Origin of the sequence: Sphaerisporangium sp. NPDC051017, from assembly GCF_040683095.1 — a bacterium.
Lineage (GTDB): Bacteria > Actinomycetota > Actinomycetes > Streptosporangiales > Streptosporangiaceae > Sphaerisporangium.
In genome coordinates, this window is the sequence record NZ_JBFBCI010000035.1 from 15,527 (window position 1) to 32,897 (window position 17,371).

Consider the following 17,371-nt stretch of genomic DNA (forward strand, 5'->3'; position numbering starts at 1 on the left):
GCGCAAACCGGTCACACCGCTCACAACCGGCGGAGCAGCGCCTGCTTCGCGGTCGTGAACTCCTCCTCGGTGAGCACGCCCTCGCGGCGCAGCTCGCCCAGCTCGCGCAGGCGGCGCAGCAGCGCGTCCGCGTCGCTCCCGCCGGCGGTCGTGTCGCCGGACCCGGCCGGTCCGGGCGCGGGAGCGTCGGACGGGGCGGCCTCCACCGCGGCCGCGTCGTGCACGTGCGCGTCCGAGGGGGCCAGCGGGTGCGGCAGCCGCGCGGCGATCGCCGCGAGCAGCATCGCGAACGTCCGCGTCTCCTTGTCCATGCCCCACAGGACCAGGCACGACGGGTCGTGCTTGGGCGGCATCCGGGTGTTCACGCCGGCGACGCGGAAGCGGATGTGCCCGTTCTCCAGTCCGGCGGCGGGCGTCCAGTCCACGCCGGCCAGGTCCTTCAGCGAGACGATCTGCGGGCCGGCCGACCGCTTGCCCGTCTCGGTCGCCCAGTTCCAGTCCAGGCGGATCGACGCGCCGTCGAACGTCGCGGTGCCGTCGCCCGCCGAGGCCGTCAGCGGCACCGCCGGTCCGGGCAGCAGGTAGTGGTCGCAGGGGCCCTCCGGCACCCGCTCGATCACCAGCGCGTTGCGCACCTCGTCGGCGAAGTACTCGGCGACGCCCGTGCGGTCCTGGTCGACGGCGAGCTGGTAGGGGTCGGCGGAGTCGGGGATGCGCCCGCGCGCGGCCTGCTCGAAGGGGTCGGCGCCCTCCCGCAGCCGCAACCTCAGCCGTCCCCCCTTGCGGCCGGGCTCGTAGGCGATGCCGGCCACGGCCATGAGCGGCACCGACCGCTCGCCCACGAGTTGCCGCAGCTTGTGCACGTGCCGGTCGCGGGACGGGACGATCCTGATGGTGTCGCCGTCGAACGCCCACGTCCCGTCGCGCACCAAGACCTCCGCCATACCGGGATCTTACGAGCCACCCCGCCCCTCCGGGCGCGTGGAGACCCCGCGTTTTTCCGGCGTCGGGTGGCCCTACCCTCAGCCGGATGCCGGACAGCGACGCAGCGCGCCCGAGGCGAGGAAGTCTCGTGCCTTTTGCGGTGCTTTGGCGACCGATCCGGCGTCGAACGGCGGCTGCGGGTCGTACTCGATCGCGAGCGGGATCGCCTCGGCCGTCGTCCGGTACGTAATCGGCCGCGACGCCCGTCGTCAGGCGTCGCGGGGTGGGGTCGCCTCGCGTCAGCCGTTGGCGCCGACCGGCTGGCGGTGCTGCTGCGGGTCCAGGTGGCCCGGAGCGGCCCTGAGGGGGTCCTGGGCCGGAGGCTCCGGCCACGGCGCGGGCGCGCCTTCCGTACGCGGCGCCGTCCCCAGCATGTGGTGGACCGCGGCCTCCAGCTCCTCGATGGTGCCGCCTTCGGGCATCCGCGTCCCGGCGGGCACGGCCGAGCGCGGCATCGCCCAGAAGCGCCGGGTGTGCTCGCCGTACCAGACGGTCCATCCGGGCAGCCGCGCCGCCAGCGCGCGCGCCGCCGCCTTGTTGGCGGCGCTGTTGGCGGCGCTGTCCGCGCTACCGGCGCTGCCGGTGTTGTCGGCGATCTCGTTCGTCATCACGACTCTCTTCCGTGGTGCCATCCGTCATTCGGCCAGGTCTGCCGCCGTCACTCGGAAGGCGTGTCCCGGTTCCCCCGGCGGGCACGGCCTTCCATTCGGACGGTCAACGGTCGGCGTGAACTCGACCGGACTGCCCGGATTAGCGCAGTGGAAACCCCCCGGGTCCAACGGTACGGGGTAAAAGCCACATTTGGCGGGGAGAACGATCGTGAAAATTCACGCCGATTTCGTCGATCTTGAATGACCCCCACGAGCTGCCCCTATGCCGGTATTCACCGCCCCGCAGGTGGATTGTGAGTTTCGTCACCGCACCTGCCCCGATCGGTCACCGCGCGGCGCGCCGAACGTGTCGACATCGGCCGGGCGCGGCGGGAGAAGATGGCGGCATGGACCAGCGAGAGCGCGCGCGACGGGGTGAGCTCGCGCGGAAGGCCGCCGGAGGGCTCGCCGCGAGCGGCGTCACCGCGGTCGCCGTGACGTGGGTGGACACCAGCGGCCTGACCCGGGTCAAGGCCGTGCCCCTCGCGCGGCTGGAGCACGCCGCCGCCTGGGGCATCGGCGCCTCGCCGGTGTTCGACGCCTTCCTCGTGGACGACTCGATCGTCACCGGCCGCTTCGCCGGCGGCCCCGTCGGCGACCTGCGCCTGTACCCGGACCTGCACCGCCTGGCCGTGCTCACCCCGCTTCCCGGCTGGGCGTGGGCCCCCGCCGACCGGTACGACCAGCAGGGCGACCCCCATCCGCTGGACGGCCGCCACCTCGCCCGCCGCGAGACCGAACGCCTGGCGGCCGAGGGGTTCACCGTCAAGGCGGCCTTCGAGGTCGAGTGGGCCGCCTCCGTCGGGCAGGGCGACGAGTTCGTTCCCGCCTGCACCGGCCCCGCGTACGGCATGACGCGGCTCACCGAACGCGCCGGCTACCTGCGCGACATCGTCGAGGCGCTGGCGGTGGCCGGGGCGGTGGTCGAGCAGATCCACCCCGAGTACGCCGCCGGGCAGTACGAGGTCTCGGTCGCGGCCGAGGACCCGGTCGGGGCCGCCGACACCGCCGTGCTGGCCCGCGAGACGATCCGCGCCGTCAGCCTGGACCACGGCCTGCGCGCCAGCTTCTCGCCGAAGGTGCTGGCCGGGGGCGTGGGCAACGGCGGGCACGTCCACCTCAGCCTGTGGCGCGACGGCGCCGACCTGATGGCGGGCGGCGACCGCCGCTACGGCATGACCGCCGAGGGCGAGGGCTTCGCGGCGGGCATCCTGTCCCGCCTTCCCGCGCTGCTCGCCGTGGGCGCGCCGTCCGTGGCGAGCTACCTGCGGCTCGTCCCCTCGCACTGGGCCGGCGCGTACGCCTGCTGGGGGCTGGAGAACCGCGAGGCCGCGCTGCGGTTCGTCACCGGGTCGATCGGCGAGCGCGCGCGGGCGGCCAACGTCGAGGTCAAGTGCTTCGACGCGGCGGCCAACCCGTACCTCGCCCTGGCCGCGCTGCTGGCCGCCGGTCGCGCGGGCATCGCCGGCGAGACGCTGCCCGACCCGGTCGAGGCCGACCCCGTCACCGTCGAGGGGGTCACACCGCTGCCGTCGTCCCTCGGCGCGGCCGTGGAGGCGTTCGAGGCCGACCCCGTCCTGAAGGACGCGCTCGGCGAGCCGCTGATCGACACCGTCGCCGCCGTCCGCCGCGGCGAGATCGCCCTGTTCGCGGACGCGAGCCCCGAGGAGGTCGCCGCCCGCCTGCGCTGGAAGCACTGACCCCGCCGGCGGGGCTGATCACTTCGCTCGCCGTCCCTCCGCCGTACCACCGGCATTCACCCGATCCAACCGATCGGAGTTTAGGTTTTGGCCGACACAGGACGCCGAAAACCTGAGTAGGGGCATGAGTCAGATGCTGACGAAGCTGCGGGCGCTCGGTCTGGTCGTCGTGATGCTCGCCGAGGCGCTCGGCTACAGGTGCGGCGCCCCCGGCCTGTCCTTCCTCAGCGACTTCGGCGGCCACGGCAAGGTGTCCGGGATCATCACCCTGCGGGCGGACGGCTGCCCCGCGCGGCTGCTGCTCGTCCCCGCCCGCGCGACCGCCCCCGCGCCCCGCCTCACCCCCGCCTGCGAGGACGGCCGGCTGCGGCAGGTGGTCGACACCCGGGAACTCGGCGACGGCGTTCCGTACACCGCGGTGATGGTGGACGAGGCGGGCCTCAGGTCCGCGCCGGTCGGGTTCACCCCGCACAACCCGCCCGTGACCTCGGTCAAGACGCTCACCCGCGGCGTGTACGTCACCGGCGGCTGGGCGGACACGCCGATGGACGGCGCCTACGCCTACATCGAGTCCGGCGGCGAGATCCCGTCCTGGGTACGGGGCATCGCGGTGGTGCTGGCCTGGCGGCAGCTCCAGCCGTCCGGGCCGGGCAGCCTGGACACCTCGCGCATCAGGGCGGCCCTGTCCTACGCCGCGACCCACGCCCCCGGGCGGACGCTGCCGGTCGTCGTCATCATCGAGGTCGGCGGGAACGCCACACCCCTGTGGTACGTCCAGGACCCCGCGGACGGGTTCGCCGAGCCGCTCGTGCGGTACCTGGACGGCCCGGGCGGCGCGTCCATCGGATTCACCCCGTGGGACACGCTTGCCGGGGACATGTTCAACAACGCGACCGCCCGGGTGGCGGCGGAGTTCGACGAGCACCTGAACCTCGGCGCGATCTACGTCGGCGGCGCGGGCACGCCCCGGTACCCCGAGATGTGGTACCCGCCGATCACCGACTGCGACGGCCGCTACCAGCGGGACGCCAACGGCGACGGCTTCCTGGACGCGGGGGACTTCGACTGGTCCTCCGACTGCACGCCCCCCGACGCCGACCCGCTCCGGCAGGCGGCGGCCTGGCGTGGCACGTTCCGCGCGATGGCCTCGCAGTTTCCCCGCACCCAGCTCGTCGGCATGATGGACGTCTCGCGGCTCTCCGACGACGACCCGCTGCGGTCCTCGGCGGCGATGGACGCGATCCTCAGCGCGGACGGCATCGCCGGGAACACCCGCCTGGCCGTCGGGGTGACCAACATGTCGCCGTCCACCTTCGACCCCGGGTACCTCGGCTACACGCTGAACGACTGGCGCAAGTACACCTCGATCGACCTGTACGCCAGGCAGTACCCGGAGGTGTTCCGGTTCAACGAGGTCGACCCGGTGAAGTTCTCCAACCTCGAAGGCAGCCCCAACGCGGGCGCGTACATGCCCCCGGGACGGTTCGCGCCGGCGACCGCGGGCCTGGAGTCGGGCACGGACTACCGGCGGTGGCTGCAGGACGTCGTCGGGTACTGCGGGGACGGACCCGAGCCGGGAAACGGCCCGTTCACGGTGACCTGCGACGCGGTCCTCGTCCACCGCACCAACCTGGACCCGGGGTTCTACGCCCACGGCTGGGTGTTCGACCCGTGCACGCTGCGGCAGGCGCAGTACGAGACCTGGGGCGTGGGCGACCCCGAACCGTGCGCGGACCCCGCCGACGCCCTCGCCCCGCGCGCCGGAATCTTGTGATGTTGATCTCGCCCGCATGCCAGGAGTGGCGCCCGCTCTGAGGTGGGCGGATCCCCGAATCCGCCGCCTCGCCGGCGCGAGCCGTGGGGACGTGACGGCCCGCACCCGCGGGTGGTGCTGAACGCTCTAGCGCTTGGCCGGGGCTCCGGAGCCCTTCTCGCGGCCGTTGCGCGTGCCGACGACGTCGGCGATCAACCGCTTGGTCATATCGCGCGGCATCCTGCCGATCGACTCTCGCAGGGACTCCATGGTCTCGTCGAGCTCACCGTCGTGGGCACGGGTCGACTTCTCTCGGTCCATCTGGAATCACCTTCTGCCATTGCGGGAACCTCCTGCCGCTCGAACCGCTCCGGAGGAGTTCCCGACGCCAACCCGTAGCCACAGGCCCGTGCTGCTCACGGGGATGATTCAGGCTATGGCGGCGTGCCATTGGTGCTCAAGTACTGGTCGAGGAACTGGGTGGTGACGCTTCCGGCCCGGAAGTCCGGGTGTTCGAGGACCCGACGGTGCAGCTCGATCGTGGTGTGCACGCCGCGCCCTTCGATCTGGAACTCGTCGAGGGCCCGTGCCATCCGGTCGAGCGCGGCGTCGCGGTCGGGCCCCCACACTATCAGCTTGGCGATCAAGGAGTCGTAGTACGGCGGCACCCGGCTGCCCGCCAGGCAGTGGGTGTCCAGGCGCACCCACGGCCCGCCCGGCGCGTCGAAGCGGTCCAGCCGCCCCGGCGTCGGGGCGAACCCGGCGCCGGCGTTCTCGGCGTTGACCCGGCACTCGATCGCGTGGCCGCGCAGCTCGATCGCGTCCTGCGTCAGGGACATCGGCTCGCCGGCCGCGACGCGGAGCTGCTCGCGGACCAGGTCCACACCGGTCACCATCTCGGTGACCGGGTGCTCCACCTGGATGCGGGCGTTCATCTCCATGAACCAGAAGCGGCCCTCACCGTCCAGCAGGAACTCCATCGTCCCCGCGCCCCGGTACCCCACGAAGCGGGCGCCGTCGACGGCGGCCTGGCCGATGCGCTGACGCAGGTCCGCGTCGACGACGGGGGAGGGCGACTCCTCGATCAGCTTCTGCTTGCGCCGCTGCACCGAGCAGTCGCGCTCGCCGAGGTGCACGACGGTGCCGTAGTCGTCCGCCATCACCTGCACCTCGATGTGGCGGGCGCCGGTGAGGTACTTCTCCAGGTACACCGCCGCGTCCTTGAAGAGCGCCTGGGCGTTGGCGCGGGTCGCGCGCACGGCCTCCGGCAGGTCCTCACAGCGCTGTACGACGGTGATGCCCCGGCCGCCGCCCCCGGCGGAGGCCTTGAGCACCACGGGGTAGCCGATCTCGTCGGCCAGGGAGAGGGCCTCCTCGACCGAGACGATCGGGCTGACCGTGCCGGGCAGCAGGGGCAGCCCGGCGTCCTGCATCAGCTTGCGCGCCGTCGACTTGTCGCCGAGGTGCTCCATGACCTCCGGCGGCGGGCCGACGAAGGTGATCCCGTTGTCGGCGCAGATCTCCGCGAAGTACGGGTCCTCCGACAGGAACCCGTACCCCGGGTGGATCGCGTCGGCGCCGGTCTTGAGGGCGGCGCCGATGATGTTCGGCACGTTGAGGTAGCTGAGACGGGACGCGGGCGGGCCGATGCAGACGGACTCGTCGGCCAGACGCACGGGCAGGGAGTCGGCGTCCGCGGTCGAGTAGACGGCGACCGTGCGGATGCCGAGCTCCTTGCAGGCGCGGATCACCCGTAACGCGATCTCGCCGCGGTTGGCGACGAGCACCTTGCGGAACATCTGCTCACCCCTACTCGGAACCGTCGGCGGGCTCGATCACGATGAGCGTCTGGCCGAACTCGACGAACTCGCCGTCGCTCACCTCGACCGACACGACCGTGCCCGCGCGGTCCGCGGTCACCGCGTTCATCAGCTTCATCGCCTCGACGATGGCCACCTGCTTGCCCGGCTGCACGACGTCGCCGACGCTGACGAACGGCTCCGCGCCCGGGGAGGGGGCGCCGTAGAAGGTGCCGACGAGCGGCGCGACGATGCGGTGCCGGTCGGCGGCCGGCTCGGCCTCCGCGGCTGGTGCGGCGGGGGCGTGCTGCTCCCGCGCCGGCGCGGCGGGCGCGGCGGCGGGTGCCTCCGCGACCTGACCACTGGACTCCCATTCGACCTCGATGACCGCCGTGCCCGCCCGCAGGCTCACCCGGCGGATGGGCCGGCCGACGTCCGAGATGAGCTGGCGCACCTCATGCCGCAGGTCGGCCAGCGTCACGTCCCCGTTTAATCCGTCCCCGTTCGATTGCTCGTGCACGTCGACTGTCTCCTCGCTCATCCTCACCACCGGCCGATGGGGAGCTGACGATCCGGATCACCGAAGCGAGTATGGCGGCTGTACCGATCCTTGACGAGAGAGTCGGCCGTCAACGGGGATAGTTCGGCTAGTCCGGCCAAAATCGCCTCACGGACGGCCGTTCCCGTGGCCGCCCAGTCACTGTGCGCGCCCTGCGAGGGCTCGGGGATCACGCCGTCGACCACGCCGAGCTCCAGCAGGTCGCGGGGCGTGATGCGCAGTTCGGTGGCGGCGCGGTCGGCCTGCCCGGCGTTGCCGAACAGGATCGTCGCGCAGCCCTCGGGGCTGATCACCGAGAAGTAGGCGTTCTGGAGGATCATCAGCCGGTTGGCGGTGGCCAGCGCGAGCGCGCCGCCGCTGCCGCCCTCCCCGGTGACGACCGAGAGCACCGGGACGCGGAGGCGGGACATGCGCAGGATGCACTCGGCGATGGCCGTGCCCTGGCCGCGCTCCTCGGCCTCGACGCCCGGGTACGCGCCCGGGGTGTCCACGAAGGTGACGAGCGGCATGCCGAACCGCTCGGCGTGGTCCATCAGGCGCCGGGCCTTGTGGTAGCCCGACGGCTGCGGCATGCCGAAGTTGCGGCGGATCAGCTCGGGGGTCTCGTGCCCCTTCTGGTGCCCGATCACCACCACCGGACGCCCGGCGAGCAGGCCGATCCCGCCGACGATCGCCTTGTCGTCCGCGGAGGAGCGGTCGCCGTGCAGCTCGAAGAACTCGTCGAAGATCTGCCCGCAGTAGTCCAGCGTGGTGGGACGGTCGATGTTGCGGGCGGTGCGTACGACCTCGGTGGCGGGCACGCGGTCCAGGGTGATGGGGTCGGTGAGGTACGGCGCCTCGTGCGAGCGGGCGGGCGGCGTCTCCGGCGTCTCCTTCGTCTCCGGCGTCCGCGTCGTGCCGGAGTGCAGGCGCAGCAGCCGGCCGAGCGTGGGACGCAGCCGGTCGCGCGGCACCACCTCGTCCACCATGCCGCAGGCCTGGAGCGACTCCGCGCGCTGGAAGTTCTTCGGCAGGTCCTGGCGGATGGTCTGCTTGATGACGCCCGGCCCGGCGAAACCGATGCGGGCCGACGGCTCGGCGAGCACGATGTCGCCGAGGACGGCGAACGAGGCCGTCGCGCCGCCGTAGGTCGGGTCGGTGAGCAGGTTGACGCACAGCAGCCCGGCCTCGCGCAGCCGCCCGATCTCCTGGCTGGTCTTGGCGAGCTGCATCAGCGAGATCGCGCCCTCCTGCATGCGGGCGCCGCCGGAGGCGGTGACCAGCAGGAGCGGCAGCCGCTCGGCGAGGGCGTGCCGGGCGGCGCGGGCGATCAGCTCACCGGTGACGCCCCCGACGCTGCCGCCCATGAACTCGAACGCCATGACCGCGACGACGAGCGGCATGTCCTCGATCGTGCCGGTCCCCCAGACGACCGACTCCTGCGCGCCGGTCCGCTTCTGGGCCTCCGCGATGCGCTGCGGGTAGGGCTTGGAGTCGGTGAAACCGAGGACGTCCATCGGCCCGAGGTCCGCGTCGAAGCGGCGGAACGAGCCCGGGTCGAGCAGCAACGCCAGCCGGTCGTCCACGGTCAGGCGCAGGGGGTGGGTGCACTCCGGGCACACCCAGTCCTGGCGCTTCAACCGGCGCAGGTAGAGCAGAGATGTGCAGGCAGGGCATTTGGTCCACTGGTTCTCGTCGCCGGACCGATCGGTCTCTGGCCGGCTCAGCACCGAAGTCATGTTCGCTCCCGGGTTCGTAGGTGTCCGAAGATTCCTCGGGTCAGGTGTGCGCCTCGACCCGCCGCCCGCGCGGTTTGGGGGTGAGACCCGCCACCGCGGCCAAGCCGACCGGCGGAGTGTCCCGGTAGAAGCTGGACGCCCCGCCTGGGGGCACCCGGTAGATCTCGTGCCACAGTCCGACGCCGTCGCCGGAGCGGGCCATCTGCTCGAACATCCGCCAGGCCTCGCGATGCCGGTGTCCCGGATCGGTGGCGAAGGCCCGCAGCCGGTCCTCGCCGGCCCAGTACTGCAGGACCATCACCTCGCGCGGGGACGGGCCGAACAGGATGCGGTGCCCCCGGTAGCCGGACTCGTGGTCGCCCTGGAGACCGGCGAGCAGGCGCAGCATCGCGCGCACGACGCGCAGGCCCGCGCCGATCGAGCGCCACCGGTTGAGCCGGAGGCCGATCAGGAAGAGGGTGACGTCACCGTCGGTGCCGGCGGCGTGCCGCCCGTTCACCGGGGTGGTCTCGCGCGGCGTCCCCGGAGGGCCCGCGACGGTGAGCCGGTACATATTGACCCGGTACATGTTGACCGCTGGGGAGTCGGCCATGGCGGTTGTTCCTCTCTGTGTCCGGTCTGTGTCAGGCCGGGCGGGCCCGGTGGCGCCGGATCCGAGCCGGTCGGCGCCACCGGGGCCGCGCCGCGGTCAGACCGTGACCTGGGTGTGCTCGCCCGCGCCGTTGTAGGCCGGGGCCTCGTCCCGCTGGACGGCGGTGCCCTCGGCCTCGGGCTTGGCGGCGCGCTTGAGGCGCGGGATCAGGGCCCCGGCCAGGGCACCCGCCGCGACCACGGCCGCGCCGACGTACAGGGCCGGCACCAGGCCGTCGAAGAAGGCCGTCGGCCCCGCGGGGGATGGGCCCACCACGCCGCCGTTGTCCTGGAACACCGTCGCCAGGACCGCGACGCCGAGCGCGCCGCCGATCTCCCGGATCGTGCTGTTGGCGCCGGACGCCTTGCCGTGTTCCTCGGGCTTCACCGAGGCCAGCACCACCGCCGAGTTCGGCGCGAAGGTCAGGCCCATGCCGATGCCCGCGACCACCATGGCCGGGATCAGCGAGGTGTAGGCGAGGTTCACGTCGGCCAGCGTGCCGATCCAGAACAGGGCGATGGCCTGGAGGCCGAGCCCGGCGGCCATCAGCGGGCCGCCGCCGATCCGGCTGGTGAGCATGCCGGCCACCGGGGCCAGGAACATCGGCATCAGCGTCCAGGGCAGGGTGCGCACGCCCGCCTCCATGGGCGAGTAGCCGAGCGGCCCCTGGAGGTACTGCACGAGCAGGAAGATCGAGCCGAACACCCCGAAGTACATCGCCAGCGACACGAGGTTGCTGAAGACGAACGGGCGGGTGCGGTAGAAGGTCAGCGGCAGCAGCGGGTCGGCGGTGCGCCGCTCCCACAGGACGAACAGGACCAGCAGCGCGGCGGCGGCGCCGAACGCGCCCAGGATGACCGAGTCGGTCCAGCCGCGGCCGTGCGCCTCGACGATCGCCCAGACCGCCGTGGTGATGGCGGCGCCGCCGAGCACCATGCCGGGCAGGTCCAGGCCGCGGCCCGTCCCCTTGCTCTCGCCGAGCACCCGGAAGACGAGGCCGATGGCCGCGAGGCCGATCGGGACGTTGACCCAGAAGATCCACTGCCAGCTCAGGCCCTCGGTGACGGCGCCGCCGACCAGCGGGCCCACGGCGACGGCGGTGCCGGAGACGGCGCCCCAGAGGCCGACGGCCAGGTTCCTGCGCTTCTCGGAGACTCCGGCGGCGAGCAGGGTGAGGGAGAGCGGGAAGACCGCGGCCGCGCCGATGCCCTGGGCCACGCGGGCGGCGATCAGCGCCGGGGTGGTCGTGGCGAGGGCGCAGGCCGCAGACGCCGCGACGAAGACCAGGATGCCGATCACGAAGAGCCTGCGGCGGCCGAGCCGGTCACCGAGGGCCGCGGCGGTGAGCTGCAGGCCCGCGAACGCGAGCACGTAGGCGTTGACGACCCACTGCAGATCGTCGAGGCCGCCCCCGAGATCGCGGCCGATCTCGGGTAGCGCGTTGGTGACGACCAGGTTGTTGAGCGCCACCAGGAACATAGGTACCGAACTGGCCACGACTGTGGCGGCGAGCCCACGACGTGGGTTCACAGGGCTACCCCTTCCAAAGAGATGTCAGGCGAATCCATGAAGTGCCGGACGACGATCGGATAAGGCGCCGGCCCCGGCCGGCGGACGGCGACGGCCAGGGAGTGGCCGGTGGGCAGGTGCTGGAGGTGGAACCGCCAGGGGCGGTCCCCGGTGTGCCGGGCACGCGCGTCGTGCAGCGTGACCGGCCCGTTCGTGACCGGCCCGTCGGGCAGGCCGTCGACGGTGAGGTGCTCGAAGCCGTACCGCAGGCCGACGCCGAGCGCCTTCGTGTAGGCCTCCTTCACCGTCCAGGTGTCCACGAGCGCCCGCGCCCGCGGCCCGGAGTGCAGGACGGACAGCCGCGCCGCCTCCGGCTCGGACACCGCCATCGCCAGGTGGTGCAGTACGTCCTCGTCGACGGGCCGCTGGACGTCCACGCCGCACGGCGCCTCGGAGGTGACCACGCAGGCGATCCACCCCTCGGTGTGCGACAGGTTGAACCGCAGGCTCCACGGGTTCGGCGACAGCTCGGGCCGGCCGTGCCAGCGGGTGGCGAACTTCAGCGACGACGGGCGCACCCCGGCGTACCGGCCGAGCAACAGCCGGGACAGCAGCCGGGCGCCGAGTCCGCGCCTGCGGGCGCCGGGGCCGCGCAGCCGCGCGACCCGCTCCCGCTCGCCGCCGGAGAGGACCTCCTCCGGCGGCGCGGCGGCGGCCAGCGGCTCCACCTGGGACTCCGCCAGCAGCCACACGCCCGCCTCGGCGGTGGCGGCCGGCAGGAGGTCCCGCGCGGGGGCGGTGAGAGCGCTCATCACCGCTCGCCCGAGGCGCTGAGCTGGAACTGCCAGAAGGAGAACAACTGGCGTCCGGAGTGCAGATCGCGCAGGATCTCCACCACCCGGTCGACCACCTCCTGGTCGGTGACGGGCTGGGTGGGACGGAACTGCCGGGCGACCCGCTCCAGGCACATCAGCAGCAGCGCGCCGTCCGGGAACGGTTCGGCGAGCGCCTCCGCCGAGCGGGCGAACAGGTGCGCCGTCGCGGCGGCGGCGTGGACCGCGCAGTACTGCTCGGCCAGGCGGAACAGCTCGGCCGTGCCGGCGTACCCCTTGCCGTGCGTCTCGCGCAGCCGCCGGACCTCCGCGCGCACGCGCTCCAGCTCCTGGACGAGAGACCCGGCGACGTCCGCGGCCCGGGACAGCCAGTCGCGCTGCCGCGCGTCCGGGTGGGTCTCGGCCCGCGCCCGCAGCCGCCGGACCGTGTCGGGCAGCAGGAGCACGGTGTCGTCGGCGCCCCGGCTGAAGAGCTGCTGGTCGGCGGGGTTCCACTCGGGCAGCGTCGCGTCCAGGTCGTACTGCGCCTCGATGCGGGCCTGCGCCTCCGGTGTCACCGGGCCGCCGACCGTGCCGAGCAGGCCGTCGAGCTGGAGCGCGACGTTCTTGAGGTTCACGATGGTGTTGCCGTCGGCGAAGATCGCCACGAGCGCGTCGCGCAGCATCTTCTGGTAGATGCCGTAGTGCGGGTGCGACCGCAGGTACAGACGGGCGCCGAGCACCACCGACAGCTGGGACAGCGTGCGCTCCAGCGAGGTCGGCACGTAGTACTTGACCACCGACGAGTAGACGCTGGCCTGGCCCGGGTTGGCCTGGAGCCCGCGCACGGCCCCGGTGGTGACCGCGTCCGCGACGATCATGTCGGCGAAGGACTCGGCGAGCTGGCGCCGGGTGTAGGGCACGTCGATCACCTTCTGGCCGAAGATGACCCGCTCGGTGACGAAGTCCAGCGTGACCCGCATCGCGGTGTCGACGGCGCCGAGCCCCATGCCGTTGATCGTGGTCCGGGCGACCTGGCCGCTCTTCAGGGCGAGCTCAAGGCCCTGCCCCTCCGCGCCCAGCCGGGCCGAGTCCGGGACGAACACCCCGTCCAGGCGGATGCCGCTCATGTCCAGCGCCCTTAGCCCGTGGATCCGCTCGTTGGGCAGGGGGGCCACCGAGCCGGCCGGGCACTGGTGCTTGTCCACCGCGAAGATCGACCAGCCGCCGGGGCCGCCGCGCTCGCTGGTGCGCGCCTGCACGCTCACCACGTCCGCGACGGTCGCGTTGCCGATCAGCCACTTCTCGCCGGTCAGCAGGTAGCCGCCGTCGACCTTCTCGGCGCGCATCTCGTTGCTCAGCACGTCGCTGCCGTGGTCGCGCTCGGACAGCCCCCACGCCATCCGGGTGCCGCGGTTGATCGCCCCGACGAAGTGCCGCTTCTGCTCGTCGGTGCCGGCGATCCACGTCGGCATGAACGCCAGGTTGGTGAGCATCAGCGCGGTCGCCGTGGTCGGGTCGCGGCGGGCCACCAGCCGCAGCAGGTTGAAGCCCACCTCGACGTCGCCCGCCCGCCCGCCGAAGGCCGACGGCAGGCAGTACTGGTGCACCTGCCAGCGCTGCAGCAGGCCCACCAGCTCGTACGGGAACTCCTCGCGCTCGTCCAGATCGAGGATCTTGGCGAACGACATCGGGCTCGCCGGATCGTGCGGGTCGCCGAGATAGCGCTCCAGCTCCTCGGCCACCGCGACCTGCTCCTTGACGGTCACGGCGCCTCCCCTTCCTTCTCGTTCGCGGTCTGGGGCTCGTTCGCCTTCTCGTGCTCGTTCGCCTTGTCGGGACGGTCGTGCTCGGCGAGCGGCAGCGCGGTGACGGACATCAGCCGGCCCTCGCGGTGCAGCCGCTCCGCCACCTCGGCCATCGGCTCGGCCAGGGAGGCGGGCAGGCGCCACCTGCCGTCCGCGCGGGCCAGCAGGACGCCGACCGTGGCGGCCAGCCACGCCGGGTCGCCCGGGTCCCCGCCGAGCAGGGGCAGCTCCCGGTTGGCCCACCACAGGTGGACGCAGCTCGCGGCGGCGTGCAGGAAGCAGAACCGCTCGGCCTCCTCCAGCAGGTCGGGCGCCCCCTCGGCCCGGTCGGCGAGCAGCTTTCCACCGACAAGGCCGCGCACCCGGTCCGACTGCGCCGCCAGGGCCGCGAGCAGCCGCGCCACCGCCTGGTCCGCCGCGTCGGCGAGCGGGCCTCCGGTGGCGGTCAGCTCCGCGCGGACCAGGTCGGCGACCTCGGGCAGGCCGCCGGTCACGGGCTCGCCGCGCCCGGCCACCGTCAGCCCGTCCAGCCGGGCGGGCGGTGGGGCCGCGGCGAGGTCGAACAGCCCGGCGGCGACCGCGTGGTCCGCGGCGCCCTCCCGGCCGCCCTGCGCCGGACGGGCCTGCGCTGGACGGGCCTGCGCTGGACGGGCCTGCGCCGGACGGGACAGTGCCGCCTGGGTGAGCGACGTCGTGACCAGGCGCAGGTTGGCCAGCGGGCCGGTGTCGATGTGCCGCACCACCGCGTTGTCCCGGCGGAAGGTGTCGAACGCGGCGGTCGCACCCCTGCGCAACAACCCCTGGGTGCCCAGCAGGTCGCCGCTACGCGCGAAGACCTCCTCCGCCGCGTCGATCGACACGTGCTTGACCACGCTGGACCACAGGGCCTGCGCCTCGGGGGCCAGGTGCAACGCCCGGGCCGCGCCTAGCGCGCCGGCTTCGGCGGCCAGCAGCGCGGTGACCGCGGTGGCGATCTCGCGCCGCGCCGGAGGCAGGCCGACGAGCGGCCGGTCGCCGACGCGGCGGCGGGCGGCGAAGTCCATCGCCATGCGCAGCGCCGTGTCGGACGCGGCCAGGTTCGCCCCGGTGCTCATCACCCGCACGTACTGCATGGCCCGCATCGCGATGTCCAGGCCGCGTCCCTCGCGGCCGACCAGGGCGCTCGCCGGCACCGGGACGCCGTCGAACTCGAACCCGGCCAGGCCGATGCCGCGCATCCCGCTGCTCGGGCGGATCGCGGTGCGGCACTCCTCGACCACCGAGCCTTCCAGCAGGACCAGCGTGAACGCCCCCGGCCCGCGCCGCCCGGTACGGGCGCACACCACCAGGGCGCCGGCCCGGTCGCCGAGGCCCACAAGCCACTTGCGGCCGGACAGCCGGTACCCGCCCTCGCCGTCGGGCTCCAGCCGGCACTCGTTGGCCAGCAGGTCGCCGCCGTGGCCGTCCTCGGTGAGCGCGAAGCCCACCGCGCCGCGCCGGCGCAGCAGCTCCACCACCCGCGCCCGCTGGCCGGCGTCACCGGCCAGCAGGACGCACGTGGCGGCGGTGATGCTGAACATGGTCGCCGGCATCACGGCCAGGTCCCTGCGGGCCGCCGTCCGGACGGTGACCAGCGTCTCGTCCGCGGCTTCCATGGTGCCGCCGTCGGCCGCCGGCACGTAGGACAGGCGCAGCAGCGGTCCCGCCGCGGCGGCCAGGTCGGACGGGAACGCCGCCGCCTGGTCGCGGGCGAGCGCGCCCGCGAAGCCGTACGGGTTCTCCTCGGAGGCCGGGTCGCCGAGCGACCGGTCCAGTTCGGACGCCGCCCGGAAGCGGGGCAGCGGCTCCGCGCGAAGTACGCCGTTCACGCCGCCACGTCCTCCCTGACCAGCGGCACCGGCCGATAGGAGCGGACCGCGGCGGGCAGGCGGACGCCGCCGAGCGCGAGCTGCTGGACGCGACCGGTGAAGGCCGCGCCGCGCATCAGCTCGGACGCCACCCGTGCCACCGTCCGGTTCTCGACCGCCGACAGGGGCGTCCCGGCGGTCCAGGCGTTGAACGCGCCCATCGCCGGACCGCACCAGATCTGGTAGTCGGCGCCCCGGTCGGCCTCGCCGACGCTCGCCCACCGCGACGCCATCCCGAGGTACCAGCGGAAGATGAGGGCCATCTTGCGGCGCGGCTCCCGGCCGGCGCGCTCGAGTTGCTCGGGGTCGCGCCGGGTGAAGTACTCCTGCACGTCGGCCCAGATGTCGTCCAGCGGGCGGCGGAAGATCTGGGTCTCCAGCTTGCGCCGCTCGTCGGCCGGCAGCGCCTCGACCCCGTCGTACTGCTTGTACAGCTCGTACAGGCGGCGGGCCCGCATCGGGAACATGCTGCCCTTGCGCAGAACCTGCAGGTCCACGCCGAGCTCGAACATGTCGGCCGCCGGGGCCATGTCGCAGTCGGCCACCCCGGCCGCCGCGAGCATCCTGCGCACCGGGTCCGAGGTGCCCGACTCCAGGCACGCCTGGTGGACCGAGCCGATCACGACGTAGTCGGCGCCGAGGCCGTACGCGGCGGCGATGGACGCGGGCGTGCCGAGCCCGCCCGCGGCGCCGAGCCGCACCGGGTACCCCCACCGGCGCTGCGCCTCGTCGCGCAGCGCCGCGATGACCGGGAAGAGCGCGACCAGCGGGCGCCGGTCGGTGTGCCCGCCCGAGTCGCCCTCGACGGTGATGTCGTCGGCCATCGGCACCACCCGGGCCAGCTCCGCCTGCTCGGCGGTGACCAGGCCGCGGGCCAGCAGGTCCGCGACCATCGTCTCGGGGGCCGGGCGCAGGAACCGCTCGGCGACCTCGGGCCGGGAGACCTTGGCGATCACCCGGTTCACCGCGACCGGACGGCCCTGGCGGTCGCGGGTGAGCCCCGCGACCCGGTACCGGACGATGTGCGGGGTGAGGTCCATGAAGGCGGACGCCTCCACGCAGCGCACCCCGTACCTCAGGAACAGCTCCACACCATTGCGCTCCAGGCCCTCCTCGCTGGGGGCGTGGATCAGGTTGACGGCGTACGGAAGGGCCGGGATCTCCATGGCGAAGCGGTCCAGCGCCCGCTCGATGCGCTCGGGCAGCAGCCCGGCGGCGCCGAAGGAGCCCAGGTAGCCGGCCTTGGCCAGCTCGATCACCAGGTCCTCCGAGGCGATGCCGCCGGCCATCGCGCCGCCCATGTAGGCGTAGCGCAGGCCGTGCCGGGCCCGGAAGCCCGCGTCGCCGAGGCGCTCGGGCGTGAGGGGCCCGACCGCGGCGACGACCGCCGCGGTGCCCTGGGGACGGGTGTTGCTGACGCCGATCCCGGAGCCGCTGCGGACCACGAAGACGGGTTCCTCGAGCCGGGACAGTGCCTCGTAGATTCCGGCGGGGTCGGTGCGGACCGGGCGCGGGCCGGGGAGAAGGCCGGCGCCGGTCGGCTGGACGGTGACGGTCATTGC

General features: G+C 73.5%; 14 protein-coding genes. 2 read left to right on the forward strand and 12 right to left on the reverse strand.

Annotation, left to right across the window (positions count from 1 at the left end; genetic code table 11):
• Nucleotides 1–20 precede the first annotated feature (20 nt).
• On the reverse strand, nucleotides 21–944 hold the full coding sequence (locus tag AB0M95_RS25210) for a DUF4429 domain-containing protein (RefSeq protein ID WP_363769150.1): 924 nt from the start codon (nucleotides 942–944) through the stop codon (nucleotides 21–23).
• Nucleotides 945–1,223: 279 nt separating this feature from the next.
• On the reverse strand, nucleotides 1,224–1,592 hold the full coding sequence (locus AB0M95_RS25215; protein WP_363769153.1) for a hypothetical protein: 369 nt from the start codon (nucleotides 1,590–1,592) through the stop codon (nucleotides 1,224–1,226).
• A gap of 389 nt (nucleotides 1,593–1,981) precedes the next feature.
• On the opposite strand from AB0M95_RS25215, the gene AB0M95_RS25220 reads away from it, so the two are divergent.
• The gene (locus AB0M95_RS25220) at nucleotides 1,982–3,334 is read left to right on the forward strand and encodes a glutamine synthetase family protein (RefSeq protein ID WP_363769156.1); all 1,353 of its coding nucleotides are present in this window, start codon (nucleotides 1,982–1,984) and stop codon (nucleotides 3,332–3,334) included.
• 124 nt (nucleotides 3,335–3,458) lie between these two features.
• On the forward strand, nucleotides 3,459–5,108 hold the full coding sequence (locus tag AB0M95_RS25225) for a hypothetical protein (protein ID WP_363769159.1): 1,650 nt from the start codon (nucleotides 3,459–3,461) through the stop codon (nucleotides 5,106–5,108).
• 126 nt (nucleotides 5,109–5,234) lie between these two features.
• Here AB0M95_RS25225 and AB0M95_RS25230 read toward each other — a convergent pair whose 3' ends face one another.
• From AB0M95_RS25230 to AB0M95_RS25275, 10 genes are all read right to left on the reverse strand, one after another.
• Nucleotides 5,235–5,408, reverse strand: coding sequence for a hypothetical protein (locus AB0M95_RS25230; RefSeq protein WP_358518148.1), 174 nt, complete (start codon nucleotides 5,406–5,408; stop codon nucleotides 5,235–5,237).
• 113 nt (nucleotides 5,409–5,521) lie between these two features.
• Nucleotides 5,522–6,886, reverse strand: coding sequence for an acetyl-CoA carboxylase biotin carboxylase subunit (accC, locus tag AB0M95_RS25235; protein ID WP_363769162.1), 1,365 nt, complete (start codon nucleotides 6,884–6,886; stop codon nucleotides 5,522–5,524).
• A 10-nt stretch (nucleotides 6,887–6,896) separates the two neighbouring features.
• Entirely contained in the window at nucleotides 6,897–7,427 is a 531-nt protein-coding gene (gene accB / locus AB0M95_RS25240; RefSeq protein WP_363769165.1) for an acetyl-CoA carboxylase biotin carboxyl carrier protein, read from the reverse strand.
• A gap of 2 nt (nucleotides 7,428–7,429) precedes the next feature.
• Nucleotides 7,430–9,163, reverse strand: coding sequence for an acetyl-CoA carboxylase carboxyltransferase subunit alpha (locus tag AB0M95_RS25245; RefSeq protein ID WP_363769168.1), 1,734 nt, complete (start codon nucleotides 9,161–9,163; stop codon nucleotides 7,430–7,432).
• A gap of 40 nt (nucleotides 9,164–9,203) precedes the next feature.
• Nucleotides 9,204–9,755 (reverse strand): DUF4188 domain-containing protein, encoded by a 552-nt coding sequence (locus AB0M95_RS25250; protein WP_363769171.1) that lies wholly within the window; start codon nucleotides 9,753–9,755, stop codon nucleotides 9,204–9,206.
• A 96-nt stretch (nucleotides 9,756–9,851) separates the two neighbouring features.
• Entirely contained in the window at nucleotides 9,852–11,324 is a 1,473-nt protein-coding gene (locus AB0M95_RS25255) for an MFS transporter (protein ID WP_363769174.1), read from the reverse strand.
• Nucleotides 11,321–12,115, reverse strand: coding sequence for a 4'-phosphopantetheinyl transferase superfamily protein (locus AB0M95_RS25260; RefSeq protein ID WP_363769177.1), 795 nt, complete (start codon nucleotides 12,113–12,115; stop codon nucleotides 11,321–11,323). The genes AB0M95_RS25255 and AB0M95_RS25260 overlap by 4 nt, the downstream gene beginning before the upstream one ends.
• A complete protein-coding gene (locus tag AB0M95_RS25265; RefSeq protein WP_363769179.1) occupies nucleotides 12,115–13,884 on the reverse strand; it encodes an acyl-CoA dehydrogenase family protein in 1,770 nt (589 codons plus the stop codon). Before AB0M95_RS25265 ends, AB0M95_RS25260 begins: the two co-directional genes overlap by 1 nt.
• Complete coding sequence (locus AB0M95_RS25270) at nucleotides 13,881–15,770, reverse strand: acyl-CoA dehydrogenase (protein ID WP_363769182.1); 1,890 nt, start codon at nucleotides 15,768–15,770, stop codon at nucleotides 13,881–13,883. Before AB0M95_RS25270 ends, AB0M95_RS25265 begins: the two co-directional genes overlap by 4 nt.
• On the reverse strand, nucleotides 15,767–17,368 hold the full coding sequence (locus tag AB0M95_RS25275) for a PfaD family polyunsaturated fatty acid/polyketide biosynthesis protein (RefSeq protein WP_358518125.1): 1,602 nt from the start codon (nucleotides 17,366–17,368) through the stop codon (nucleotides 15,767–15,769). The genes AB0M95_RS25270 and AB0M95_RS25275 overlap by 4 nt, the downstream gene beginning before the upstream one ends.
• Nucleotides 17,369–17,371 lie beyond the last annotated feature (3 nt).